Source organism: Gemmobacter serpentinus, from assembly GCF_008973825.1.
Classification (GTDB): domain Bacteria; phylum Pseudomonadota; class Alphaproteobacteria; order Rhodobacterales; family Rhodobacteraceae; genus Gemmobacter; species Gemmobacter serpentinus.
Genome location: NZ_WCHR01000007.1, coordinates 207825 through 232700 on the forward strand (window position 1 = coordinate 207825; position 24876 = coordinate 232700).

24 protein-coding genes are annotated in these 24876 nt (G+C 63.8%); 11 read left to right on the forward strand and 13 right to left on the reverse strand.

The genetic code is table 11. From position 1 onward, the window contains the following. Positions 1 to 921 (forward strand): transglutaminase family protein, encoded by a 921-nt coding sequence (locus tag GBJ34_RS05645; RefSeq protein WP_151718288.1) that lies wholly within the window; start codon positions 1 to 3, stop codon positions 919 to 921. Next, positions 918 to 1328: an NUDIX hydrolase gene (locus tag GBJ34_RS05650; protein WP_151718289.1), complete on the forward strand. Its 411-nt coding sequence runs from the start codon at positions 918 to 920 to the stop codon at positions 1326 to 1328. Before GBJ34_RS05645 ends, GBJ34_RS05650 begins: the two co-directional genes overlap by 4 nt. A 181-nt stretch (positions 1329 to 1509) precedes the next feature. Here GBJ34_RS05650 and clpB read toward each other — a convergent pair whose 3' ends face one another. Further along, a complete protein-coding gene (gene clpB, locus GBJ34_RS05655) occupies positions 1510 to 4131 on the reverse strand; it encodes an ATP-dependent chaperone ClpB (RefSeq protein ID WP_151718290.1) in 2622 nt (873 codons plus the stop codon). Between the two features lie 302 nt (positions 4132 to 4433). Between clpB and GBJ34_RS05660 the strand changes: the two genes are divergently transcribed. Further along, positions 4434 to 4808: a hypothetical protein gene (locus tag GBJ34_RS05660; RefSeq protein ID WP_151718291.1), complete on the forward strand. Its 375-nt coding sequence runs from the start codon at positions 4434 to 4436 to the stop codon at positions 4806 to 4808. Here GBJ34_RS05660 and GBJ34_RS05665 read toward each other — a convergent pair. The 3 genes from GBJ34_RS05665 to GBJ34_RS05675 all read right to left on the reverse strand — a co-directional run bounded on the left by GBJ34_RS05665 (position 4762) and on the right by GBJ34_RS05675 (position 7341). Then, complete coding sequence (locus tag GBJ34_RS05665; RefSeq protein ID WP_151718292.1) at positions 4762 to 5595, reverse strand: TolB family protein; 834 nt, start codon at positions 5593 to 5595, stop codon at positions 4762 to 4764. The two genes, GBJ34_RS05660 and GBJ34_RS05665, sit on opposite strands and share 47 nt — an antisense overlap. Beyond that, positions 5592 to 6365, reverse strand: coding sequence for a hypothetical protein (locus GBJ34_RS05670; protein WP_151718293.1), 774 nt, complete (start codon positions 6363 to 6365; stop codon positions 5592 to 5594). The genes GBJ34_RS05665 and GBJ34_RS05670 overlap by 4 nt, the downstream gene beginning before the upstream one ends. A 73-nt stretch (positions 6366 to 6438) precedes the next feature. Continuing rightward, positions 6439 to 7341 carry an ROK family protein gene (locus tag GBJ34_RS05675; protein WP_151718294.1) on the reverse strand — a complete coding sequence of 301 codons (903 nt, stop codon included), beginning with the start codon at positions 7339 to 7341 and terminating at the stop codon, positions 6439 to 6441. A 107-nt stretch (positions 7342 to 7448) separates the two neighbouring features. Between GBJ34_RS05675 and pyrF the strand changes: the two genes are divergently transcribed. Further along, complete coding sequence (gene pyrF / locus GBJ34_RS05680) at positions 7449 to 8162, forward strand: orotidine-5'-phosphate decarboxylase (protein ID WP_151718295.1); 714 nt, start codon at positions 7449 to 7451, stop codon at positions 8160 to 8162. A gap of 289 nt (positions 8163 to 8451) precedes the next feature. On the opposite strand, the gene GBJ34_RS05685 is transcribed toward pyrF, so the two are convergent. Together GBJ34_RS05685 and GBJ34_RS05690 are read right to left on the reverse strand one after the other, a co-directional pair. Next, a complete protein-coding gene (locus tag GBJ34_RS05685; RefSeq protein ID WP_226341053.1) occupies positions 8452 to 8712 on the reverse strand; it encodes an NfeD family protein in 261 nt (86 codons plus the stop codon). Beyond that, entirely contained in the window at positions 8712 to 9590 is an 879-nt protein-coding gene (locus tag GBJ34_RS05690; RefSeq protein WP_151718297.1) for an SPFH domain-containing protein, read from the reverse strand. The genes GBJ34_RS05685 and GBJ34_RS05690 overlap by 1 nt, the downstream gene beginning before the upstream one ends. A 264-nt stretch (positions 9591 to 9854) precedes the next feature. Between GBJ34_RS05690 and GBJ34_RS05695 the strand changes: the two genes are divergently transcribed. Further along, a complete protein-coding gene (locus GBJ34_RS05695; RefSeq protein WP_151718298.1) occupies positions 9855 to 11153 on the forward strand; it encodes a D-amino acid dehydrogenase in 1299 nt (432 codons plus the stop codon). A 129-nt stretch (positions 11154 to 11282) separates the two neighbouring features. Further along, the gene (locus tag GBJ34_RS05700) at positions 11283 to 12536 is read left to right on the forward strand and encodes a DNA polymerase IV (RefSeq protein ID WP_151718299.1); all 1254 of its coding nucleotides are present in this window, start codon (positions 11283 to 11285) and stop codon (positions 12534 to 12536) included. 311 nt (positions 12537 to 12847) lie between these two features. Here GBJ34_RS05700 and GBJ34_RS05705 read toward each other — a convergent pair whose 3' ends face one another. Next, on the reverse strand, positions 12848 to 13945 hold the full coding sequence (locus GBJ34_RS05705) for a tRNA-dihydrouridine synthase (RefSeq protein ID WP_151718300.1): 1098 nt from the start codon (positions 13943 to 13945) through the stop codon (positions 12848 to 12850). A gap of 352 nt (positions 13946 to 14297) precedes the next feature. On the opposite strand from GBJ34_RS05705, the gene GBJ34_RS05710 reads away from it, so the two are divergent. Further along, on the forward strand, positions 14298 to 14813 hold the full coding sequence (locus GBJ34_RS05710) for a hypothetical protein (RefSeq protein WP_151718301.1): 516 nt from the start codon (positions 14298 to 14300) through the stop codon (positions 14811 to 14813). 81 nt (positions 14814 to 14894) lie between these two features. On the opposite strand, the gene GBJ34_RS05715 is transcribed toward GBJ34_RS05710, so the two are convergent. The 4 genes from GBJ34_RS05715 to GBJ34_RS05730 form a co-directional block, all read right to left on the reverse strand. Continuing rightward, complete coding sequence (locus tag GBJ34_RS05715) at positions 14895 to 15917, reverse strand: aspartate-semialdehyde dehydrogenase (RefSeq protein ID WP_151718302.1); 1023 nt, start codon at positions 15915 to 15917, stop codon at positions 14895 to 14897. 88 nt (positions 15918 to 16005) lie between these two features. Further along, positions 16006 to 17124: a capsular polysaccharide export protein, LipB/KpsS family gene (locus GBJ34_RS05720; protein ID WP_151718303.1), complete on the reverse strand. Its 1119-nt coding sequence runs from the start codon at positions 17122 to 17124 to the stop codon at positions 16006 to 16008. Positions 17125 to 17191: 67 nt separating this feature from the next. After that, positions 17192 to 18361, reverse strand: a complete 1170-nt coding sequence (locus tag GBJ34_RS05725; protein ID WP_151718304.1) for an MFS transporter — start codon at positions 18359 to 18361, stop codon at positions 17192 to 17194. Between the two features lie 4 nt (positions 18362 to 18365). Beyond that, complete coding sequence (locus GBJ34_RS05730; protein ID WP_151718305.1) at positions 18366 to 19610, reverse strand: MFS transporter; 1245 nt, start codon at positions 19608 to 19610, stop codon at positions 18366 to 18368. Between the two features lie 236 nt (positions 19611 to 19846). Between GBJ34_RS05730 and GBJ34_RS05735 the strand changes: the two genes are divergently transcribed. Next, positions 19847 to 21454 carry an alpha-glucosidase gene (locus tag GBJ34_RS05735; RefSeq protein ID WP_151718306.1) on the forward strand — a complete coding sequence of 536 codons (1608 nt, stop codon included), beginning with the start codon at positions 19847 to 19849 and terminating at the stop codon, positions 21452 to 21454. Positions 21455 to 21475: 21 nt separating this feature from the next. Here GBJ34_RS05735 and GBJ34_RS05740 read toward each other — a convergent pair whose 3' ends face one another. Continuing rightward, positions 21476 to 21973 carry a GreA/GreB family elongation factor gene (locus GBJ34_RS05740; RefSeq protein WP_151718307.1) on the reverse strand — a complete coding sequence of 166 codons (498 nt, stop codon included), beginning with the start codon at positions 21971 to 21973 and terminating at the stop codon, positions 21476 to 21478. Then, positions 21970 to 22416 carry an NUDIX domain-containing protein gene (locus GBJ34_RS05745; protein ID WP_151718308.1) on the reverse strand — a complete coding sequence of 149 codons (447 nt, stop codon included), beginning with the start codon at positions 22414 to 22416 and terminating at the stop codon, positions 21970 to 21972. Before GBJ34_RS05745 ends, GBJ34_RS05740 begins: the two co-directional genes overlap by 4 nt. 77 nt (positions 22417 to 22493) lie before the next feature. On the opposite strand from GBJ34_RS05745, the gene GBJ34_RS05750 reads away from it, so the two are divergent. The 3 genes from GBJ34_RS05750 (at position 22494) to purU (ending at position 24791) form a co-directional block, all read left to right on the forward strand. Then, entirely contained in the window at positions 22494 to 23291 is a 798-nt protein-coding gene (locus GBJ34_RS05750; RefSeq protein WP_151718309.1) for a lipase family protein, read from the forward strand. Between the two features lie 68 nt (positions 23292 to 23359). Further along, on the forward strand, positions 23360 to 23743 hold the full coding sequence (locus GBJ34_RS05755) for a diacylglycerol kinase (RefSeq protein ID WP_151718310.1): 384 nt from the start codon (positions 23360 to 23362) through the stop codon (positions 23741 to 23743). A gap of 154 nt (positions 23744 to 23897) precedes the next feature. After that, entirely contained in the window at positions 23898 to 24791 is an 894-nt protein-coding gene (purU, locus tag GBJ34_RS05760) for a formyltetrahydrofolate deformylase (protein WP_151718311.1), read from the forward strand. Positions 24792 to 24876: the final 85 nt, after the last annotated feature.

The window sequence follows — 24876 nt, forward strand, 5'->3', positions numbered from 1 at the left end:
ATGCGCTACAAGATCCGCCTGACCATTGATTACCAGTATCAATCCGCATCGGACCATGTGCGCAATGTGCTGCGCCTGCTGCCCTCGGATGCGCCGGGCCAGCATGTCACGGCGCGCAGCCTGACCATCAGCCCACCGCCACAGGAACGCCTCGACCGGCTGGACTTCTTTGGCAATACCACCACGGATGTGGTCTGGCATCAGCCGGTCGAGACCATCACCTTCACGCTGGAGGCCGAGGCCGAGCGGTTCGCCACACCGCCTGTCGATGTCTCGCCGCCGCTGAAGGGCATTGCCGCCGATGTGGCGGGTGCCGGGATCGGGCCACTGTCGCCCCTGCATTTCCTTGGCCCCTCGCCGCGTATCCGGGCCGAGGCCGCGATCACCGCCTTTACCCGCGCGGCCTTGCCCGCCACCGGATCCAGCCTTGCCATGGTCGAGGCGGTGGGGCGGGCGCTGCACAAGGCGATGACCTATGATGCGGATGCGACCGATGTGAACACCTCGCCGCTGGAGGCCTTTGGCAAGCGGCGCGGAGTCTGTCAGGATTTCGCACAGATCATGATCGCGGGCTTGCGCGCCATCGGTCTGCCCGCCGCCTATGTCTCGGGCTTTTTGCGGACCTATCCCCCGCCGGGCCAGCCCCGGCTGGAAGGGGTGGATGCGATGCACGCCTGGGTCGCGGTGTGGTGCGGTCAGGCGCAGGCCTGGGTCGAATATGACCCGACCAATGCGCAATGGGCGGGCGAGGATTACATCACCGTGGCCATCGGGCGCGACTATGCCGATGTCGCCCCGGTGAAGGGCGCGATCCGCACTTCGGGCGGTCAGGACAGCGCGCAGGCGGTGGATGTGATCCCGCTGGATGATCCCGTAACACCGCCTCAAGCCGACATGACCGGGAAAGACCGAACGCCATGACCGCCACGATCCGCATTGCCGCCGCCATCATCCTTGATGATGCGGGCCGCACGCTTCTGGTGCGCAAACAGGGCACGCAGGCCTTCATGCAAGCCGGGGGCAAGATCGAGGGCGGCGAGGCGCCGCTGGATGCCCTGCGCCGCGAATTGCACGAGGAACTGGGCCTGACCCTGCCCGCATCCGGCGTTGACCCCGTGGGGCGGTTCGAGGCACCCGCCGCGAACGAGCCGGGGCATCTGGTGGTGGCCGAGATCTTTCGCCTGCAGCTGGACCAGACGGATCTGCATCCGGCAGCCGAGATTGCCGAGGCGATCTGGATCGACCCCGCTGCGCCGCCCGCGATCACGCTGGCACCACTGACACGCGACCAGATCCTGCCACTGGCAGCAAGGCTGATACAAGCCTGAGGTCCTGGGTTGCGATCCTGGCGGTATCCTCTTGGCATGGGGTCTGGGCTCGGCCATCCCGGTCTGACCATCCCAGCCGGATCATCGCGACCTGAACCTTTTTAGCCGATCCTCTCGCCCCATTGATCCTGACAAGAAAAAGGGGGCCGAGCCGGCCCCCTTTCCTTTCGCGATCTGGCGATCAATGCACCCGCGCCTCGCCGGGCTTGTCGCCGCTGCGGCTTGACGCGATCACCCGGTCACCGAGGATCAGCCCATGCGCCCCGGCGGTTGCCGTGACCTCGCTGCCGTCCAGCACCTCACCCGCCAGGATCATCTCGGCCAGCGGGTCTTGCAGATTGCGCTGGATCACCCGTTTCAGCGGCCGTGCGCCAAAGACCGGATCATAGCCCTCATCGGCCAGCCAGGCCTTCGCACCTTCATCCAGGTTCAGCGTGATCTTGCGATGCGCCAGCCGCTTTTCCAGCCGTTTCAGCTGGATCTCGACGATGCCGCCCATATCCGCCCGGTTCAGCCGGTCGAAGATGATCTGCTCGTCCAGACGGTTGAGGAATTCGGGGCGGAAATGCGCCCGCACCGCTTCCATCACATCGCGCCGTGCCTGCGTGGCATCGGCCCCTTCCGGCAGCTCGCTCAAGGCCCGCGCCCCAAGGTTCGAGGTCAGGATGATCAGCGTCTGCTTGAAGTCCACGGTGCGGCCCTGACCATCGGTCAGGATGCCGTCATCAAGCACCTGCAACAGCACGTTGAACACATCCGGATGCGCCTTTTCCACCTCGTCGAACAGCACGACCTGATAGGGTCTGCGCCGCACGGCCTCGGTCAGCACGCCGCCCTCGTCATAGCCGACATAGCCGGGCGGGGCACCGATCAGACGGCTGACCGAATGCTTCTCCATGAATTCGCTCATGTCGATGCGCACCATCGCGGTCTCGTCGTCGAACAGGTATTCCGCCAGGGCCTTGGTCAGTTCCGTCTTGCCGACGCCGGTGGGGCCAAGGAACAGGAAAGACCCCAGCGGCCGGTTCTCGTCATTCAACCCGGCGCGGGCACGACGCACGGCACGGCTGACCGCCTCAACGGCCGCGCGCTGGCCGATCACCCGGTGACCCAGCTCGTCTTCCATGCGCAAGAGCTTTTCCTTCTCGCCCTCCAGCATCTTGGTGGTGGGGATGCCGGTCCAGCGTTCCACGACCTCGGCAATCTGTTCGGGGCGCACGGCTTCCGCCACCAGCGCCTCACCCTGTTTCGCCTCGGCCTCGGCCAGATCCTTTTCCAGCCCCGGAATGCGGCCATATTGCAGCTCGCCCGCCTTAGCGAAGTCACCCTCGCGCTTGGCTTGCTCCAACTCGGCCCGGGCGCGATCCAGCTGTTCCTTCAGCTCGCGCGCCTGTTCCAGCGTGTCGCGTTCCGCCTGCCATTTGGCCGTCATCGTGGCGGATTGATCCTGAAGATCCCCCAGCTCCTTTTCCAGCTTTTCCAGCCGGTCCCGGCTGGCCGCGTCATCCTCTTTCTTCAGCGCCTCGGCCTCGATCTGCAATTGCAGGATCTGCCGGTCCAGCGCGTCCAGCTCCTCGGGCTTGCTGTCCACTTCCATCCGCAGACGCGAGGCCGCCTCGTCCATCAGGTCGATCGCCTTGTCGGGCAGGAAGCGGTCGGTGATGTAGCGATGCGACAGCGTGGCCGCCGCCACAAGGGCGGAGTCCGAGATCCGCACGCCGTGGTGCAGCTCATACTTTTCCTTGATGCCGCGCAGGATGGAGATCGTGTCCTCGACGGTGGGTTCATTCACCATCACCGGCTGGAAGCGCCGGGCAAGCGCCGGATCCTTCTCCACATATTTGCGGTATTCATCCAGCGTGGTGGCACCGACGCAATGCAGCTCGCCCCGCGCAAGCGCCGGCTTGATGAGGTTCGCCGCATCCATCGCGCCATCGGATTTGCCGGCACCCACCAGCGTGTGCATCTCGTCGATGAACAGGATGATCTCGCCCGCCGCAGATTCGATTTCCTTAAGGATCGCCTTCAGGCGTTCTTCGAATTCGCCGCGATACTTTGCGCCCGCAATCAGCGCGCCCATATCCAGCGCCATCAGCTTCTTGTTGCGCAGGGATTCCGGCACATCGCCATCGACGATGCGCAGGGCAAGACCCTCGGCAATCGCGGTCTTACCCACGCCGGGTTCCCCGATCAGCACCGGGTTGTTCTTGGTGCGGCGCGACAGAACCTGCATGGCGCGGCGAATTTCCTCGTCACGGCCAATGATCGGATCAATCTTGCCCTCAGCCGCCGCTTCGGTCAGGTCGCGGGCATATTTCTTCAAGGCCTCCATCGTGTCTTCCGACGAGGCGCTGTCGGCCGTGCGGCCCTTGCGGATATCGTTGATTGCGGCGTTCAGACCCTGCGCCGTCACGGCACCGGCCACCAGAGCGTCCTTGGCGCGGGTATTCACCAGCGCAAGCGCGGTCAGCAGCCGCTCCACCGGCACGAAGGCATCCCCCGCCTTCTTGGCAACCTGTTCGGCCTCATCCAGCACACGCACCAGGCTCGGGTCGATATAGGCCTGACCGTCACCACCAGAGACCTTGGGCTGTTTGGCAATCGTGGCATTCACCGCCTCGTTCACCCGTTCAGGCGCGCCACCTGCGCGGCGGATCAGGTTCGAGGCAAGGCCCTGCTCGTCATCCATCAGGGCTTTCAGCAGATGCTCGGGCAGCACACGCTGGTGGCTTTCGCGCATGGCGATGGTCTGGGCCGCCTGCAAGAAGCCGCGCGACCGTTCCGTGAATTTCTCCAAATTCATCGGTATCTCCTTTCATAAGCGCCGCGTCTGGAAACCCCCGAAAGGCATCTCCGTTCCGGCCTTGCCTGACAGATGGGCATATCATCCACGGCCTGCAAGAGCATGATCCTGCCACGCCGCAAGAATTTCCCTGCGGCATTCCGCCCATCCCCGCGCGCACCTTGCTGCCATGCCATTTGCCGCCGATGGCAGGACCGGAAATGGCAGTGTTCAGCCAGTAGTCCATTGCCCGCGAAAGCAGCACTTGCCATGCGCGGCACGACACCGCAGGTTGTGCAAAACAGCGAAAAGCCCGAGGTCCGATGCAGCACGCCCTTCACCCGATTCTCGGCAAGGCCCGTATTCACGGGCTGGCCCTCAATGTCGCGACATCGGGGCTTTGCCTGAATGATCCTGCCGAACTGCATATCAGCGAAGACGGCCAATTGCAGGTGCGGGCCCGCATCCGCCGTCGCCTGCTGGGGCTGTTTCCACGCCAGATTCAACGGGTGATCGGCCATCTTGGGCCGCGCACCACAACAATCCTGCTGCCTTATCTGCAGGAGGAAACACCGCTGCGCCTGCGTATCGTCGGGCTGACACCGGAATATATCGCGGCACCTGAGGTGTTCGTGTCGATCTGGGGCAATTTCAGACCGCAGTTTTCGGGTCCGCCGCCGCTGGCGCAGAGCGCATAAAGGCGGGCGCATAGCGCATGAAGGCGAAGGCCTGACCATCGGGTGCCCAGCAGGGCACATTGATGCTGCCCTGCCCACCGAACAGGTCCACCACCCGTCGCCTTGCGCCGGTTGCGCAATCCATCAGGCAAAGTCCCACATCCAGATCACGCGGATGGCCCTCGGTTCCCGGCGGATAGGCCAGATAGAGCACATGCCTGCCATCTGGCGACGGGTGCGGAAACCAGTTCACATTCGGATCGGCAAAGACCTGTTCCGGCCCATCCGCCCCGATGCGCCAGATCTGGGCACGGCCCGAAGCATCGGAGTTGAACCAGATCGTGCCATCGGGCGCAAAATCAGGGCCATCGTGATGGGCGGTGCCCGGGGTCAGCACCTGTTCCACCCCGGTTTGCAGATCCATCACCGCGATGCGCACGATCCGGTCACCGCGCGCGCAGGCATAGGTGATGCGGGTGCCTTGCGCGCCGTGCCACCAGCTTGGCATGGCAGGCACCATCTGGCCTGCCCCCAGAACATGGATCTCAGCGCCCCTACCCCGATGCGCGGAAAACACGATCCGGCCATCGGGCAGAAAGCCGTGATCGTTGTTGCAGGCCAGCCCTTCGGGCGTCTCTATCACCTTCAGCCCCGCAGCGGTGGCGCGCCACAGCCGCCCTTCGCCATTGACCAGAAACCAGCCTTCCGGGTGCCAGTTCGGCGCCTCGATCAGCCTCTCCGTGCGCAGGATAACCCGGCAGGTGCCGGTCGCCAGATCATAAACCTCCAGAGAGGAGCGCCAACTCATTCCCGGGCTTTGGGGGTCAGCAATTTGGAGGGGCGCAGCGCCTCTGCCGCCTTGAACAGACCAAAGGTCTGGTTCACATAGTTCACCACGCCGCCGATCTGATCGAGATATTTCTGCAATTCCGGCGTGCGCTCGGCCTCCACCACCTGCACAGGGCGATCGGGGCCCTCGGCCTCGAATTGCACATAGAACAGCGGCTCGCCGCGCTTCAGGATGATGTCCTTTTCCGGCTCATGCCATTCAAAGGCCCACATCAGCGGTCTTGGCCAGATATTGAGCGGAAAACGTCCGCCAAAGATCGTGCCCGGCAGCGGATCGCGGCGATAATGCATGAAGGCCGAAAGCTGCGTCACATAGACCAACTCATCGGCGATGAACGTATAGGGCAGGCCAAGCTGGATGGTCGGGCGGTCGGGATAGCGCCACTCCGCCTCGCTGACCAGGGTCAGCACCTCGCCCAGCTTGTTGGCGCGGATGGTTGAGGCGGTGCCCGCCCGGTTCACCAGATGCGGGCGCCCCTTGTCATCGCGCCCAAACCCCACATGGATGTCAAAGGGACATTTCACCATGAAATAGCGGCTTTCCAGCTGGATCACGCTGGGGCAGCGGCTGGCCGATTTGGCATGTGTCCGGTTGGTCTGACGCACCGCCACGCGTTCCGGCGGGTCATAAAGCACCGCCCCCTTGTCCGAGGTCAGAAACCATCCCACGGTCACAGGGCCGGATTTCGGCCCCTCGTCAGGACGGTCAAAGGTCATGTTGATCTGCATGTCTGGCCTCACTGATTTGGCGCAAAGCCTGTTTCGCGCGGGCCGGAATGTCAACGTGGCGCATGGGCGCGGCCTAAAGTGCGGCGCGCGCCAATAGCTCCGCCCCGCCATGCGAGGCACCGATCAGCCCCGGTTCCAGCACCGACAGCGCCGGCACCACAACAGGCCCCGGTGCCTGCCACAGCCTGCGCGCAGATACAGCACGATCAAGTGCGGCCACCAATGCGGTGGCCCGCCCCATGCCCCCGCCCACCGGCACCACGGTCGCCCCCACGACATTCAGCACCATGGCAAGCGGGCCTGACATGATCTCAAGCCAGACTTCCACGGTTTCCTGTGCCGCCGCTTCGGCCGCCTGCCAGCCGGTCACAATACTTTCGGCACCAACCATCTGGCCGTGCAGATGCTGATGCAGCCTCTCGATGCCGCGCGCCGATCCGATGGCATCCAGACAGCCAACTTGCCCGCAGCCGCAGGCAAAACGCGGCACGTCGCGCCCAAGCGGCCTTGTCTCCTGCACCGGACCATGGCCCCATTCCCCGGCAAAGCCGCCGGCCCCCGCGACCAGCCGCCCGTCGATCACAAGCCCGCCACCGACGCCCGTGCCAAGGATCACCCCGAAGACCGTGCGATGCCCCCGCCCGGCACCGCTGCCGGCCTCGGCCAGGACAAAGCAATCGGCGTCATTGCCGATCCAAACCGGCAGGCCAAGCGCGGCCCGAAGATCTTCCACGAGGGTGCGCCCATCGAGACAGGGAATATTGGCGATCTTCATCCGCCCCGTCAGCGGATCGATGCAACCCGCGATGGATATGGCGATCCCTGCGGCATCGCCCGCCAGATCGCGCAGGGCCGCCGTGAACGCGTTGAAATCATCGCGCGGGGTCGGGCATTCGCGCACGGCTTGCACCTCGCCCGGTGCGGGGGAATGCCCGCCCCGGATCCGCGTTCCGCCGATATCGAACACCGCAAGCATGTCTCTGCCCCTTCTGCGCCTGAGTTGCGTTCATATCACGGGCCTGCGCGCTTGACAGCGCCCTGTGCGCGCCGCAAACCCCGAACGATTGCCAGCAGGAGTGCGCCATGACCCAAACTCTTCCAGCAGATGACCGCCTGATCGTGGCCCTTGATGTGCCGAATGTGGTGCAGGGTCTGGATCTGGCCGACCGGATCGGCGATGCGGCCAGCTTTTACAAGGTGGGGCTGGGGATGCTGACCGGCGGCGGATTCGCCTTGGCCAATGAACTGAAACACGAACGCGGCAAGCGGGTGTTTCTGGATATGAAGTTGTTCGATATCGGCGCAACGGTCGAGGCTGCGGTGCGTGGCATCGCCCAGCATGGCCTCGATTTCCTGACCGTGCATGGCGATCCGCAGGTCGTGCGCGCCGCCGCCGAAGGCCGCGCGGGGACCGCGACGCAAATTCTGGCTGTGACGGTGCTGACTTCGCTGGACCGTGCCGATCTGGACGCCAACTTGATCCGGGCGGGTGATATCCACGAGATCACGCTGGAACGCGCGGCCCGCGCGCTGGAGGCGGGTGCCGATGGTGTCATCGCCAGCCCGCAAGAGGCCGCGATGATCCGCGCCTTGCCACAGGCCAAGGGCAAGCTGATCGTGACCCCGGGTGTGCGCCCGGCCGGTGCGGCGCTTGGCGATCAGAAGCGGGTCGCGACCCCGGCACAGGCTACACTGGACGGTGCCGACCACATCGTGGTGGGCCGCCCGATCTGGCAACATGCCGATCCCGCCGCTGCAGCCCGGGCCGTGATTGCCGAATTGCCGCCGCGCGGCTGATCCGACCCATTGCCGCAGCGCGGCGGAGGGGGGCGGTTACAGCCCGCCCCGGCTGAGGCCCTGCCGACATCCGGCCGGGCCTTCGCGCCGCGCGCTAAAGGCGGTTTCGCCACAGCTCCGACAGTGATAGCCGCGCAACGCCCCGGAATCCTGTCCGTTCGCCTTCCAGCGGCATGGCAGGCGGGGCGACTTGCCCGCCTGCGTCACGTCTCCGGCAGATCCGCCACGGCGGACCCACCAGACCAAGGCCGCCCCAAGAACCAGAAGACCAATGACCAGCGGCATCGGCTCAGTCGTTGATGTCGCGCGTCCAGCGCTTCACCTCACCGCGTTGCAGCGGGAAGGCCGCGCGCAGCCCGGCCCAGGCGGCAAGCGCCACCACGGCGAAGATCAGAAGCTGCATCGGCAGGCCGATGGCCACGAGCCCCGACCATTCCACCGCCCCCACCGTGACCGCGCCGATGGCAAAGCCGAGAAAAATATGCCCCGGCAGCACCAGTTCCAGCGCGCCGATGATGGCCCCGGCGACCAGCCACCCCCACCAGACCATCATTTGCCCCGGAACATGGTGAAGGCGTTGGAAAACGCCTCCAGCGCGTTTGCGGGCACCAGAATGGTCTGCTTGCCATCGCCCTTGGCAACTTCTTGCAGGGCTTCGACCTGCTTCAAGGCCACCTGATACTGCGCCGCCTCAATGCCGTTCTGCTTGATCGCCTCGGCGATGACGCTGGTCGAATAGGCTTCGGCATCGGCCAGAACCCGGCGCGCCTTGGCAAGCTGTTCAGCGGCATAAAGCTCTGCATCGGCGTTCAGTTCCACCGCACGGCGCTTGCCCTCGGCCTCGGTCACCTGCGCGCGGCGGGCGCGTTCGGCGTTCAGCTGCTGCAACATCGCAGCGCGGGTCGCATCATCCAGGTTGACATCCAGCACCTCGGCCCGGGTCACCTCGATGCCCCAGTCATCGACCATGGCCGCAACCTGTTCGCGCACCTTGGAAATCAGGTCGGCGCGATTCGACTGCACGCTGTCCAGCTCCATCTTGCCGATCTCGCTGCGCACGATGCCAGCGACGGTGGTGGCAATCGCGCCATCGACATCACGGATCCGGTAGACGGTCTTTTCCGGCTCGATCACCCGATAGAAGACCGAGGTTTCAACCTTGACCAGCACGTTGTCGGCGGTGATCGCATCCTGGCTGGCATTGGGCAGCTGGCGTTCCAGCACCGAAACCTTGTGCGCGACGCTATCGAAGAACGGGACAATCACGTTGATGCCCGGCCCCAGCACCTTTTCCAGCTTGCCAAAGCGTTCGATCACATATTTCTGGCTTTGCGGCACGATCTTGACCGCCTTCAGCACGATCAGGATGATCAGCGCGGCCAAGGCCAGCACGACCGCATTCCCACCAATAAACTGTTCGATATCCATTGCGCCTTATACTCCTGCATGAACTGGCGCGATCATGGACTTCTCAAACCGCCCAAGCAATAGGCGGTCGATTCCGCCGACATATCCCAGAATCGCAGGTTATGCTTGCGCCCAGGGAACGATGAGCGATGAAATATTTCGCTATAATGCATCATATCGTAGAAATATTCGATCATGAGCTTTGCGCGAAACAGAGAACGCCAAGAAATCCCACCCCGTTCGCGTATCATTTCTCCACGCAGTCCAGTTGAGCGGAGCAAGCCCATGAAAATCGTCATTCTCGGTGCAGGCGTGATCGGTGTGACCTCCGCCTGGTATCTGAGCCGCCAGGGCCATGAGGTGACGGTGATCGACCGCCAGCAGGCCCCCGCGCTGGAAACCTCTTTCGCCAATGCGGGCGAAGTCAGCCCCGGCTATTCCGCTCCCTGGGCCGCGCCCGGCATCCCGCTCAAGGCCGTGAAGTGGATGTTCCAGAAACATGCGCCGCTGATCATCAACTTCAAGCCCGAACCGGCGAAGCTGCGCTGGATGGCGCAGATGCTGATGAATTGCACGGCGGATGCCTATCATGTGAACAAATCGCGCATGGTGCGGCTGGCCGAATATTCCCGTGATTGTCTGGCCGATCTGCGCGAGGAAACCGGCATCCAGTATGACGCGCGGATGCAGGGCACGCTGCAAGTGTTCCGCAGCCAGAAACAGATCGACAGCGCCGCCAAGGATATCGAGGTGCTGCGCGAGGATGGTGTGCCCTTCGAGGTGCTGGACCGCGCAGGCTGCGTGGCCGCCGAGCCGGGTCTTGCCCCCAATGCCGACAAGATCATGGGCGGGCTGCGCCTGCCGGGCGACGAGACCGGCGATTGCTTCAAATTCACCAACAGCCTGGCCGAGATGGCACAGGCCGCGGGCGTGACCTTCCGCTGGGGGGTGAAGATCCACCGCATCCATGCCGAGATGGGCCGCGTGACCCATGTCGAGACCAGCGAAGGCCGGGTTCAGGCCGATGCCTATGTGCTGGCGATGGGGTCTTATTCGCCGATGCTGGCGAAGTCGCTGGGGATGAAGCTGCCGGTCTACCCGCTCAAGGGCTATTCGATCACCGTGCCGATCAAGGACGCGGCGCTGGCACCGGTGTCGACCGTGATGGACGAGACCTACAAGATCGCAATCACCCGGCTGGGCGACCGCATCCGCGTTGGCGGTCTGGCCGAGATCAACGGCTTTGACCTGTCGCTGAACCCCAAACGGCAGGCCACGCTGACCCATTCGGTCGAGGATCTGTTTGGCGGCGCGGGCGATCAGACCCAGGCGGCGTTCTGGACCGGGCTGCGTCCGATGACGCCCGATGGCACGCCGATCGTGGGCCGTTCGACGCTGTCGAACCTGTTCCTGAACACCGGGCATGGCACGCTGGGCTGGACCATGGCCTGTGGTTCAGGCCGGGTGCTGGCCGATATCGTCTCGGGCCGCGCGCCGGAGATCGAACATGTCGATCTGGGCTACTCCCGCTATCAGGGCAAGCGCGAGACAGCACCAACCCTGCGCCCGATCCCGGCTGAATAAGCGATCCGACCTGAGCCTGAACGATCGGATCGAGGCTGCAGCAAATTTTCGTCGAAAATTTGCGCCGACCTGCACATGCGCCTGCGCCACAAAATTGGCGCAGACAGATTGGCATGATAGGATCGCGTCATGCCCGCCTTTTGCCGCGCCTGTCTGACTGAATTTGCCGCCGGCGCGCGCTGCCCCTCGTGCCGCAGCCCGCGGGTGATGGCGCATGACGAACTGTTCGATCTGTCCATCGCCCATATGGATTGCGACGCCTTCTATGCTTCGGTCGAAAAGCGCGACAATCCCGATCTCGCTGACAAGCCGGTGATCGTGGGCGGCGGCACCCGCGGTGTCGTCTCGACCTGCTGCTATATCGCGCGCATTTCCGGCGTGCGTTCCGCCATGCCGATGTTTCAGGCGCTGAAACTTTGCCCCGAGGCGGTCGTGCTGCCACCGCGTATATCGGCCTATGCAGAGGTCAGCCGGGCGATCCGCGCGATGATGGCAGACCTGACCCCGGCGATTGAGCCGCTGAGTCTGGATGAGGCCTTTCTCGATCTGACCGGCACCGCCCGCCTGCATGGCGCGCCGCCTGCGGTGATGCTGGCACGCCTGATCCGGCGGATGGAGTCCGAGCTGGGCATTTCCGGCTCCATCGGGCTTTCGCATAACAAGTTCCTGGCCAAGATCGCCTCCGACCTCGACAAGCCGCGCGGCTTTTCGGTGATCGGTCGGGCCGAGACTGCAGGATTTCTCGCCATCAGGCCCGTGCGCATCATCTGGGGCGTCGGCACCGCCACCCAGACCGCGCTGGAACGCGCAGGCATCCGCAGCATTGCGGATCTGCTGCGATGGGAACAGCAGGATCTGACCGCCCGTTTCGGCCATATGGGCGCGCGGCTCTGGCATCTGGCGCGCGGGCAGGACAGTCGCCCCGTGGCCGCGGACGAAAAGGTGAAGTCGATCTCCAAGGAGACCACCTTCAACGAGGATACCGGCGACGTCGATCTGCTGGATGGCCATCTGTGGCGGCTGGCGGTCGGGGTGTCGGATCGCGCCAAAGCCAAAGACATGGCGGGGCGCACCGTCACCCTGAAGCTGAAACGCGCCGATTTCACCACGATCACCCGGCGCCATGCCTTGCCGGGGGCCACCCAGATGGCTGATCGCATCTATCGCGAGGCGCGGGCGATGTTCGATCTGGTGCCGGCGGGCGGTGCCTATCGGTTGATTGGATGTGGCATTTCCGATCTCTGCCCCGGCGCACAGGCCGAGACCACCGCCGATCTGCTGGACCCGCAGGCGGGGGCCCGCGCCAAGGCCGAAGCCGCAACCGATGCGATCCGGGCCCGCTTTGGCACGGATGCCATCATCAAGGGCCGCGCCCTGCGCTAGCGGGATACCACGTTTTCCATATGAGGGGCAGCCATTCAGCGCGCCCTGAACCTTGCTCGGGGAAGGGCATGACGGAATGGATGCTTTGCGCCGATCCGTCGCTCTTGCTTTCAAGGCCGCCTGCGCTTTCATCACGGCCTCGCCGATCGACGATCCGCCGCAGGGATCATCCCGCGATGCCTATCCATGCAGGGCCATGCAGATGTCCCGGTAAAGCGTGCGCGGCGTCCTTGAAGACCCCGCGCCGCGATCAGGTCAAAGACCCTAATATCCGTCCCCCGGAAAGCTGTCGGACCGCGCCAAACCCGGCCTCAAGCCGACTTGGCATAGCCGCCATTATAGGCCTCGCTTTTGCGGCGGATCTGCGAATGCTCCACGATCCGTTCGCGCGCGATGCCACGGAAATCCTCGATCGAGGCATAGCCCTTGCGGTCCAGAAAATCGCTCAGGTCGCCGGTCAGTTCCTGGATCAGATTGACGCCGATGCCGCCGCTGCCCTTTTCCTCCATCGCGGCTGTGCAGATCTGCAGGTTTCCGGCGCCATGCACGATGAAATTGAACGCCTCGCGGAAGCCCTTGATGCCGCCGATGCCGGAGATCGATTTATCCGGATAGGCCCGCGACACGTCCGAGACGCGCTGCAACGCCTGATGCAGAATGGCCAGCCCGCCAAGCCCGCCAGAGGTCACCAGCCCATCCACCTCGACCTCGAATTTCAGGGTCTCCGGGTCCATCAGCGGCAGGGACGGGAAGGTGTTGCAGAGCGAGATCGACGCAGCCCCCGCCGCATAGGCCGCACCCGCCGCATTGACGAGGCTGGAGGTCGAGGGCGTCAGCTTGACCCAGATCGGCACGCTGACCGCGCCGGTCACCGCCTTCAGGATCGAGCGGATGATGTCTTCATCATTGGCGATATGCGCGCCCATATCCTTGCGATCCATATGCGGGCAGGACATGTTCAGCTCCAGCGCGTCACAGCCCGCATTCACGCAGGCCTTTGCCAGCTTGCGCCAATGGTCCATCTCTTCCTCATTGCCCGCCCCCGCCATGATCGAGCCAATCAACATGCGGTCCGGGTAGGTGGTCTTGATCTCTTCCAGATCGGGCAGCCATTGCTCCAGCGGTTGATCCGAGATGAGTTCCCAGTTCCACGAGGAATGCGACACCGTGTCGGGGCGCTTGTTGCGCGAGACATAGGGCTTTGCCTCGCTGGCGCGCTGATAGATCGTTTTGGGCCCGGCCACGTTTTCCACCGGATGCATCCCGATGGTCTTGGTCACCACCCCGCCCCAGCCCGCCTCGAAGGCCCGCATGATCTTGGCCTTGCTTTCGGTGGGCGGGGCAGAGGCAAGGACGAAGGGATTGACGAATTCAAGGCCCGTAAAGGTAGTAGCAAGCTTGTTGGTCATGGCGCGCTCCCTGTTTGTTACCAACAGGACCGGCCCTTTTTACCAATTAGTCAATATTTTTTTGAAATGCTGTGGTCCGGGCGTGTGAAACGGCACGGCCGGTGACGGGCGCTGATCGAAAAATGGGCAGAGGTCGGGGGACGTTGCCGCATTGATTGCGCGGCCTGAGCGCGACCATTCGCCCAAGATTTGGCCCCGTCGCGATGACCTGGCGGCGGGTGCTGAAATGCGGCCAGAGACATGACAGAACAGGCCGCCCCCGCCGGACCGCCTTTCGGCGCGCATTGGCTTTGCCCTTTACTTTCCTGCCTCGCTGCCTTCACCTTGCCGAAAATATTTGATGAACAGACACATGCTGCACCGTATTCTTTCAATCCCCGACCGGATGGCAGAACAGGCCATGGCGAGCCCGCTTGATCGACGCGGGTATCTGCGCGCGATCATGATCGCAGGCCTGCTTGCCCTGCTCATGCCAGTCACCCTGGTCATGTGGTTCTGGCTTGTGGAACCGGGCAGCTATATTTCACTGGCCTTGCTCCTCCTTGCTTATGCTCTCGAATTTGCTCTGCTGATCCACGCCTCCTTCAGGCTCAACGCCGCAACCCTCGCCCGTGAAAGAACGGTTATTGGTGCGGAAGCGCAGCAGATCTATGCGCCAAGGGAAGGCCCGATCCTGTGGCGCCGCGCCGTAGGGATCGGGTCGACCAGATCACGCATTGTGACCGGCTTCCCCGCGACGCTCGGCTTCGGGCTGATTATCGCGATCGCATATGCGTTATTGGGATACCTTAGTTTACTCCTTCCGCTTGTGTCGCTGGCCCTCATGCTGACGCACCAGATCGTCACCGCATCAAAACTGTTGCGCTGACCCGAAGCGCACCCCATCCCCCAAACAAAAACCCCCGCACCATCGGCGCGGGGGTCTCTGTCTCTCGAACCTGAAAAGGTCTCAGCCTTTTTTCAGGCAGCGCTTGCCCAGCACTTCGGCGATCTGCACCGCGTTCAGGGCGGCACCCTTGCGCAGGTTGTCGCTGACGCACCAGAAGTTCAGGCCGTTATCGATGGTGGAATCATTGCGGATGCGGCTGACATAGGTCGCGTAATCGCCCACGCATTCCACCGGGGTGATGTAGCCACCGGCCTCGCGCTTGTCGACGACCATAATGCCGGGCGATTCCCGCAGGATGTCCTGCGCTTCTTGCCAGTCCAGCGGCTCTTCGGTCTCGATATTGATCGATTCCGAATGGCCGACAAAGACCGGCACGCGCACGCAGGTCGCGGTCACCTTGATCTTGGGATCAAGGATCTTCTTGGTCTCGGCAACCATCTTCCATTCTTCCTTGGTGGAACCGTCATCCAGGAAGACATCGATATGCGGGATCACGTTGAAGGCGATCTGCTTGGGGTAGACCTTCGGCGCCACTTCCTGACCCGGCACGAACATGCCCTTGGTCTGGTTCCACAGCTCGTCCATCGCCTCTTTGCCGGTGCCCGACACGGATTGATAGGTGGAAACCACGACGCGCTTGATCTTGGCCCGATCATGCAGCGGCTTCAGCGCCACGACCATCTGCGCGGTGGAGCAATTGGGGTTGGCGATGATGTTGCGCTTGGTATAGCCGTCGACCGCCTCGGCATTCACCTCCGGCACGACGAGCGGCACATCGGGGTCGTAGCGGTAGAGCGACGAGTTGTCGATCACCACGCAGCCCTGGCTTGCAGCCTTGGGCGCATAGACCTTGGTCGCATCCGACCCGATGGCGAAGAAAGCGATGTCCCAGCCGGTGAAATCGAAATCGGCCAGGTCCTTGGTCTTGAGAGTCTTGTCCCCAAAGCTGACTTCAGTGCCGAGCGAATTGCGCGACGCAAGCGCCACGATCTCGTCCACCGGAAACTCGCGCTCGGCGAGGATGTTCAGCATTTCTTTGCCCACGTTACCCGTGGCGCCGACGACGGCGACTTTGTAGCCCATCGGGGGGTCCTCCAAGTGTCAAAAGCGACGCTTGCCCGTTAGCGCAAAGGGGGGGCGGGGGAAAGGGATTCTTGAGGGTTTCGCGCGGCTATCGCCTGTGCTGGCGTGCTTGTGCCAGCTTTGCGGCGAATGCGTCACGGTCGCAGTCCGCCGCACCGCCCTCTGACCAGGCAAAGCGTGGGTAATAGACCTGACCCAGCCAGGCGATAAAGGCCGCGCGCAGGCTTTCATCATAGTCCAGCGCGGCAGGCGTTGCGAACAGCGCATCCAGCGCGATCTGGCTGTCTGCGTGATGCACAAGGCCGGGCAGATTGAAGAAGGCCCGCCCCAGCGTGACCACCGGCTTGTCATGAAAGAACGCCTGCAACCCCATGGAGGAATTCAGCGTGACCACGCCACGGCAGGCTGCGATCTGCGCGAAACTGTCTGTCGCATTGTCCAGCACTACCCGGCCTGTGGCGATCAGCGGGGCCAGTGGCTCTGCCAGTGATGTCTTGGCGGAAGGGTGTTCCTTCAGCCGCAGATGCCAGCCTTCGGGCAGGGCCTGCGCCGCCTGACCAATGGCCTTCAGAAACCCGGCCATGCCGCCGCACCAACCCGCGAAAAGCGTGACCTGACTGTCATCGGGCACTTGCAGCGGGCAGAACAGGAAAGGCGTCTGCGGCAGATCGCCGGCCCCCTGCCCCACATCGGCACGGCGCGATGCGCGGGCGGTCAGCCCCGCCCCCACCGCCCGCCAATCGGAGATGTCACGGGTCATCGCCCATTCGCGGAAAAAGTCAGGATCTTGCGGCACCGAGCCTTCGGCATTCACCCCCGCCGGATCCAGCGTGATGCGGCCCGGCAGCGGCGCAAGTTCGGCGTAAAGCGTGGGGGCGCCAGCATCGCGCGCCGCCGCCATAAAGGCCATGCGCGATCCGGTCAGGCCGTTCCATGCCAGGGCCAGATGATCGGGATGGCGGGTGAAATGCGCCCGCGCCCAGTTATATTGCCCCCGGATCAGCTGCCGCTTCAGCCAGCGCGCCAGCGCACCTTTCGGCTGGCGTTTGGCGCGGGCAAGGGCGGCATCGACCCGCAAAGTCGTCTCGGGCCAGTCACGAAAGCTGAGCGGGATGGTTTTCAGGCGCCTCGCTGCCCCTTCGACCTCGGCCAAGGCGGCAAAAACCGCCTCTTTGCGGGCATTGTATTCGGCGGGAAAGACGATCATCGCGCGGGCCTCGTTGCGGGCCTTCAGGTCGGGCCTTGCGCCAGACTGCGCAAGGGGGGCGCAAAGGTCAATCCGTGCGGTCCCGCGATGTGGTATAGATCAGGAGAGCCAGCGCCAGCGTCACGATGAAGAACAGGAAGATCGCGACATAGGGGGCCTCGACCGGCGGCTGCGCTGTGGCCGCCGACAGCCGACCCGTGATGAATTGCGCGATCCCCACCGATCCGATGCCGAATAGGTTCAGCAGCGTCACCCCCCGCCCGGTCAGATGTGCGGGCAGGAAGGCACGGCCATGCGCGATCACCATCGGGAAGGACGCGCCCGCAAAGCCGAACAGCGCCAGCAAAGCCACGGTGGTCCATCCGCCCGCCAGCGGCATCAGCCAGAGCCCGACCAGCGTTGCCAGCGCAATCAGGTTGCCGCCAAGGATCAGGTACTTGCGGGTTTTCAACAACCGCTCCAGCGGGCCATAGGCGAAACTGCCCGCGACCATGGCCAGCCCCATGATCAGCGTGACACGGCCGATATCATCCGGGCTCGCGCCAAACACATCGCTGTAATAGGGCCCGACCCAAAGCCCGCGCAGCGCCGCGACCGGCGCATAGCACAGCGCCATCATGACAAAGATCGGCCAGAGACTGCGCATCGCCAGCAGATCCAGCAGCGATCCCTTGGCCTGCGCCTGGACCTTGGGCGGATCGCGCACCAGCACGGCGATCAATGCCGCAATCAGCGCGGTCACCAGCGCCAGCCCCCAAAGCGCACCACGCCAGCCCACGGCATCGACGGCCAGCGACAAGGGAAGCGAGGCACCGATATTGCCCAGATTGCCGATGCCGACCATGGCCCCCGCCAGCGTGCCGAAAACGGCGGGCGGAAAGCTGCGGGCAAAGATGAAATAGCCCGCCATCAATACGGGAGAGCAGCCCGCGCCGATCAGCACCATGGCAAGTTTGATGCCACCCGGGGCATCGGACATGGCAAAGACCACCGCACCCAAGGCCCCGACCAGCAGCAGGCTTGCCGCGGTCAGCCGCGGCCCCACACGGTCCAGCGCAGCCCCCACCGGAACTTGCATCGCGGCAAAGGTCAGGAACCAAAGGCCCGAGGCGGTTGCCAGATCCTCGGCGGTGGCGCCAAGCTCTGCCTTCAGGACCGGCGTCAGCACCGCAAGGAAGGCGCGATAGAACTGGCTCAGCACATAGGCGGCGAACAGGCAGGCAATCCCGATCTGCATCGGCTCAGGCCGCCTTCGGGGTTCGGGCCACCCAGGGTGCCTCGCGGATCGGCAGATGCACCAGCGCCGAGAAGGCCCCGACCCCCACACCGATCCACCAGACCATCGTATAGCCCCCCGTCATGTCATACATCTTGCCACCCAGCCAGACGCCCAGGAACCCGCCGATCTGGTGGCTGAGGAAGACGAAACCATAAAGCGTGCCCATGTAGCGCAGCCCGAAGATATGCGCGACAAGGCCCGATGTCAGCGGCACCGTGGCCAGCCACAGCGCCCCCATCGAGACCGAGAACAGCAGGACAGAGGTCGGCGTCATCGGCATCATGATGAACAGCGCCGCCACAATGGTGCGGGCGGTATAGATCCCGGCCAGCAGATACTTCTTGGTGTATTTTTTGCCCAAAGCACCCGCCCAGATCGTGCCCACGATATTGGCCAGGCCGATCACCGCGATGGAGATCGCGCCAAGCGCCGAAGTGGTGGTGATGCCAAGCGCCGCCAGCGGGCCATTCGGGTCAATCGGGCCGCACATCTCGGTCACGAAGGCCGGGAAATGCGCGGTGATGAAGGCCAGCTGATAGCCGCAGGAGAAGAAGCCGAGAAAGATCATGATATAGGACGGATCGGTGAAGGCCTTTTTCAGCACGGCCCCAAGACTTTCCTCCAGCTCGGCCCGGGTCGCGACATGATCGGACTTCAGGAAGGGCAGCGCGAACAGGCTGCACATGATGATGCCGCCAAAGATCACGAACACCGTCTGCCACGGATAATGGCTCAGCAGGATCTCGGCCAGCGGTGCCCCCACGACCTGGCCTGCAGAGCCTGCCGCCGTGGCAATCCCAAGCGCGAGCGAGCGGTTTTCGGGCGAGGAGGCGCGCCCCACCACCGCCAGCACCACGCCAAAGCCGGTGCCCGCAATGCCGAAGCCCACGACAATTTCCAGCAATTGCATCTGCGCGGGCGTGGTTGCGATCGAGGTCAGCACGAGGCCAAGCGCATAGAGCACCGCGCCAATGATGATCGCCTTGCGATCCCCGATCTTTTCCGCAATCGCGCCGAACAGCGGCTGCCCGATGCCCCAGGCAAGGTTCTGGATCGCGATGGCCAGAGAAAATTCTGCCCGCGGCCAGCCGAATTCATTGGCAATCGGCAGCTGGAACACGCCGAAACTGGCCCGCAGGGAAAAGTTCAGCAGCAAGATCACACAGCCGGCGATCAGGATCGGCGTGAAAAGCGGGGATCGGGTCATGGCGGGCTCCACGAGGTCTGGCGGATAGGTGCCGCCGCTGCGCGCCAAAGGTCAATTCGTTTCTTGTCACCCACACATTGAATCTTGTGATGCCGAAAACGCCAAAGCGGAATGGATCGCGCTTGCTTTGGCGGCACTTTGTTCCGCCAGCAAAGGTCAGGCCATGCCAGTGGGACAACGCCTTGCAGATCGCGCGAGGCCGGGCGATGGTAGCGCCAACAAGGGTGGAGGCTTGCATGTCGGATTGGTGGCGCGGCGCGGTTGTGTATCAGGTCTATCCCCGGTCGTTTCAGGACAGCGATGGCGATGGGATCGGCGATCTGAAGGGCATCACCGCGCGGCTGGATCATATCGCATCCCTTGGCGTCGATGCGATCTGGTTGTCGCCGGTCTTTACCAGCCCGATGGCCGATATGGGCTATGATGTCAGCGATTATTGCGACATCGACCCGCTGTTCGGCACGCTTGCCGATTTCGACGCGCTGCTGGCGCGGGCGCATGAGCTGGGCCTGAAGGTCATCATTGACCAGGTGCTAAGCCATTCCTCCGACCAGCATCCCGCCTTTGTCGAAAGCCGCAAGGATCGCAGCAATCCCAAGGCCGACTGGTATGTCTGGGCCGATCCGCAACCAAGCGGCGCGCCGCCCTCCAACTGGCTGTCGGTCTTTGGTGGCTCCGCCTGGGAATGGGACCCGCGCCGGCGGCAATATTACCTGCACAATTTCCTCGCCTCGCAGCCCGACCTGAACTTCCACAACCCCGAGGTGCAGGACTTCCTGCTGTCCACCATGCGCTTCTGGCTGGAGCGCGGGGTGGACGGGTTCCGGCTGGATACGGTGAATTACTATTTCCACGACGCGAAACTGCGCGACAACGGACCGGAACCGCGTGCCGAGAACCTGCCGCCCGCCAACCCCTATGACATGCAGGATCACGAATATTCCAAGCTGCGCCCCGAGAACCTGCCATTTCTGGAACGGATGCGCAGCCTGCTGGATGGGTTCGACGACCGTGCCATGGTCGGTGAAATCGGTGAGGGCCCGCGCCGCGCCTTGAGGGCCATGGAGGAATATACCGCGCCGGGCCGCCTTCATATGGCCTATAGTTTCGACATGCTGGGGCCGACCTTCACGCCCGATCATTTCCGCTCGCGGATCGAGGGGTTCTTCCGCGCCGCCCCCGATGGCTGGCCGATGTGGGCGTTTTCCAACCATGACGTGATCCGCCATGCCACCCGTTGGGCAGGTTTCGGCCCGCAAGACGCGGTGGCCGGGCTGGCAGCCGCGATGCTTTTGTCCTTTGAAGGCTCGATCTGTCTCTATCAGGGCGAGGAGCTGGGCCAGACCGAAACGGATATCGAATATCACGAGCTGACCGACCCGCCGGGCTTCAAGTTCTGGCCCGATTACAAGGGCCGCGATGGCTGCCGGACGCCGATGGTCTGGGATGGCTCCGATCAGGCGGGCTTTACCACGGGCACGCCCTGGTTGCCGGTGAAGCCGCCGCAGCGGGCGCGCAATGTGGCCGCGCAGGAAAGTGGGGGGTCGGTGCTGAACCTTTACCGCGACCTTCTGGCATGGCGGCAGGGCAGCAGCGCCTTGCGCGACGGGCGCAGCCAGTTCTTCGATGTGGCCCCGCCCGCTCTGGCCTTCCGCCGTGACGGCGCTGCGGGGTCGGTGCTCTGTATCTTCAACCTCTCGGACGCAGCGATCAGCTTGCCCGTAGCCGGGCTCGACCGGATCGACGGCCCGGCTTCCGGGGCCTGCTTGGCTGATGGCCAGTTGCAGCTGCAAGCAACGGGTTGGGTCTGGGCTCAGTGCGGCAAAGACACATTCGTCGGTTAAGGGGCTCCGGTTAGGCCTCTGTCACCCCTCTGGCAGATCGATGCGCAGAACCTCCAGCTCCCGATCGCCGGTGGGTCTGCGCCAGATCACCAGATCGCCGATCCGCGCGCCAAGCAGCGCGCGGGCCAGCGGCGATTGCGGCGCGATGCGGCCAAGGGCGGCATCGGCCTCATCCTCGCCGGTGATCTCGTAACGGCGCTCTGTGTCCTCCGCATCGGCAACCGTCACACGGTGGCCAAACGCCACCTCATGCCCCGGATGGCTGGCCGGGTCGATCAGGATCGCGCTGCGCAGCCGCGCCTCCAGATAGCGGATGTCGCGCTCTGCCGCAGCTTCGGGCAATTTGTCGAGGCGGTCAGTGCGCGCCCGCAGGCTGGCAAGCTGGGCCTGCGCCCCGGCCAGCCGGGCGTGAAGTGTCGCCAATCCACGCGGCGTCACCAGATTGGGATGGGGCGAGACCGGCAGATCGGGCAGCGGTGCCAGATCCTCGGTATCCTCCTTGATGAAAGCGCGGCTCATCGGATGATCGGTTCCAGCGGGTCATAGAGCATCGTGCCGCCCCATGCGGCCTCTGGCAGACAGTCGGGCTTGAAGCGGATCCCGGCAAGGTCCGCGCGCGCAAAGAAACGACGTTCGGTCACGACGCCCTCCGGGTCGCGCCATGTCGGGGACAGGCTTCCTGCCACGATCTGGCAGCGGAAATAGAGATCAACCTGATGGAAGCTGCCATTCGGGTCATGAAATTCGTTGACCAGAACCGGCGCGCCGACCGTGACCGTCAGCCCGGTTTCCTCATGCACCTCGCGGATCAGGTTATCGGGCAGCGATGCGCCACGTTCCACCCCGCCACCCGGTGCGCACCACAGATCCGACACGCCCCCGCCCCAGGCATTGACCAGCAGCAGACGGTTTTCGTGCAGGATCAGCGCACGGACGGCAAGACGGGGACACAGCGTTTTCATGTGGTCGAGACTTGCCGAGGCGTCGCGAATTGTCCATCTCTTCCGTTCAGGTTGGGTTTTCTGGTCAGGAGGCGGATATGTTGCGCAAGGCCCTTGCCGCCCTCGCCATGTTGCTAGCGGCCGCCCTGCCAGCCCAGGCACAGGATGGCGCGCCGGACAGTCCGCTTCCGGGCAATCAGGTCCCGGATAACGGCGAATGCGTCGTGCTGCTGCACGGCCTTGCGCGCAGCGAAGCCTCGCTGATGGCGATGGAGGCCGCCTTGATCGCCCAAGGCTATCAGGTGGTGAATGAAGGTTACCCCTCCACCTCTCTGGCAATCCAGGATCTGGCCCCCCGCGTGGGCGAGGCCGCCGCGCGCTGCGCCACGGGCCGCAAGGTGCATTTCGTCACCCATTCCATGGGTGGCATCCTGTTGCGGGTCTGGCTGCGCGATCACAGCCTGCCCAATATGGGCCGGGCGGTGATGCTGGCCCCGCCCAATCACGGGTCGGAGATTGTCGATGCCTTCGGGCAGATCGGTGCCTTTGAATGGATCAACGGCCCGGCCGGGGCCGAGCTTGGCACAGACGGGCAGGCGCTTCCCTCAGCCCTGCCGCTGCCGGATTTCGATCTGGGGGTGATTGCGGGCAACCGTTCCCTGAACCCGATTTATTCATCCATCATCGAAGGGCCCGATGACGGCAAGGTTTCCGTAATGTCCACCCGGTTAGCGGGCATGACGGACCACCTGACCCTGCCTGTCACCCATACTTTCATGATGCTGAACCCCGAAGTGATCGCCCAGACCATCCTGTTCCTGCGCAACGGTCACTTCGACCGCAACCTGGGCTATGCCAGTGCGGTGGAGATCAGCCTGGGCCGGGTGCGGCCATGATGCCTTCGCCCAATGCCGTCGGCTGAAGCCTTTGCCTGAGACCTTCTGAACGACAGAAAAGAGTAGTGATGACCGATCCCGTCAAACCGCCACCGCCGCGCAAGGGGCTGCTGCATTTCGTCGATGCCACAGGATATTCGATGCAAGGGATGCGCCGCCTGCTGCGCGAGGCTGCGGCGAAGCAGGAATGTCTGGCGGGGGGCTTGGGCATCGGACTTTTGGTGCTGCGCGGGGCATCAATCTGGCAGATCGCGGTCTTTGCCATGCTGATCCTTGCCCTGCTTGCGGTCGAGGCGCTGAACACCGCGCTGGAGGTTGTCGTGGATCACCTATCCCCCGGCTGGTCGGAAATGGCGCGCGACGCCAAGGATCTCGGATCGCTGGCGGTGGGGCTGACCGTGATCGTCACCGGACTTTTCCTGCTGATGGCGCTGATCTGGCCTGCAGCCTAAGGCTGTCTCGCGGCCCCTGCCCCGCGGGTGATGATTCTTGCCGATAAATCCTGTGGCGTGTCGCTCTCGGGCGAATATTCCCGGCTGTGGCGCGCATTGTCATGCAGTCCCATCGACGCTACCAACAACCCCGATGGCCTACAGGGAACGCAAGATGACCACTTTCTCGAACTATGTCCTTACCGTCACCTGCCCGACGACGCGCGGCATCGTCGCCGCGATCTCGGGCTATCTGGCAGGCAAGGGGTGCAATATCACCGACAGCGCCCAGTTCGATGACCGGGAAACGGGTCGCTTCTTCATGCGTGTGACCTTCACCAGCGAGGATGGCGTGGGTGCGGAAGCCCTGCGCGCCGATTTCTCCGATGTCGCCAAACCCTTCGATATGGATTGGACGCTGGGGGCTGCGGGCGACAAGACCAAGGTGATCATCATGGTCTCGCGCTTTGGCCATTGCCTGAACGACCTGCTCTATCGCTCGCGCATCGGGGCGCTGCCGATCGAGATTGTCGCGGTGATCTCCAACCATATGGATTACCAGAAGGTCGTGGTGAACCAGGACATTCCCTATTACTGCATCAAGGTCACCAAAGAGAACAAGGCGCAGGCCGAGGCCGAGCAGATGCGCATCGTGCGCGAGACCGGGGCCGAACTGATCGTGCTGGCACGTTACATGCAGGTCCTGTCGAACGAGATGTGCCAGGCGATGTCGGGGCGGATCATCAACATCCACCATTCCTTCCTGCCCAGCTTCAAGGGGGCCAATCCCTACAAGCAGGCATATGAGCGCGGCGTGAAGCTGATCGGGGCCACCTCGCATTACGTCACCGCCGATCTGGATGAAGGCCCGATCATCGAACAGGACATCATCCGCGTGACCCATGCGCAAAGCGCCGATGACTATGTCAGCCTTGGCCGCGATGTGGAGGCGCAGGTGCTGGCCCGCGCGATCCATGCCCATATCCATCGCCGCGTCTTCCTGAATGGCAACAAGACCGTGGTCTTCCCGCCCTCGCCGGGATCCTACGCCTCGGAACGTATGGGCTGAATGTTCAGACCGGCGTGCATGGGCCGATTCGGCCCGCGCGCGCCTTTTCCTGAGTGTGTTATCCTGACGCGAGCATGGGCTGATC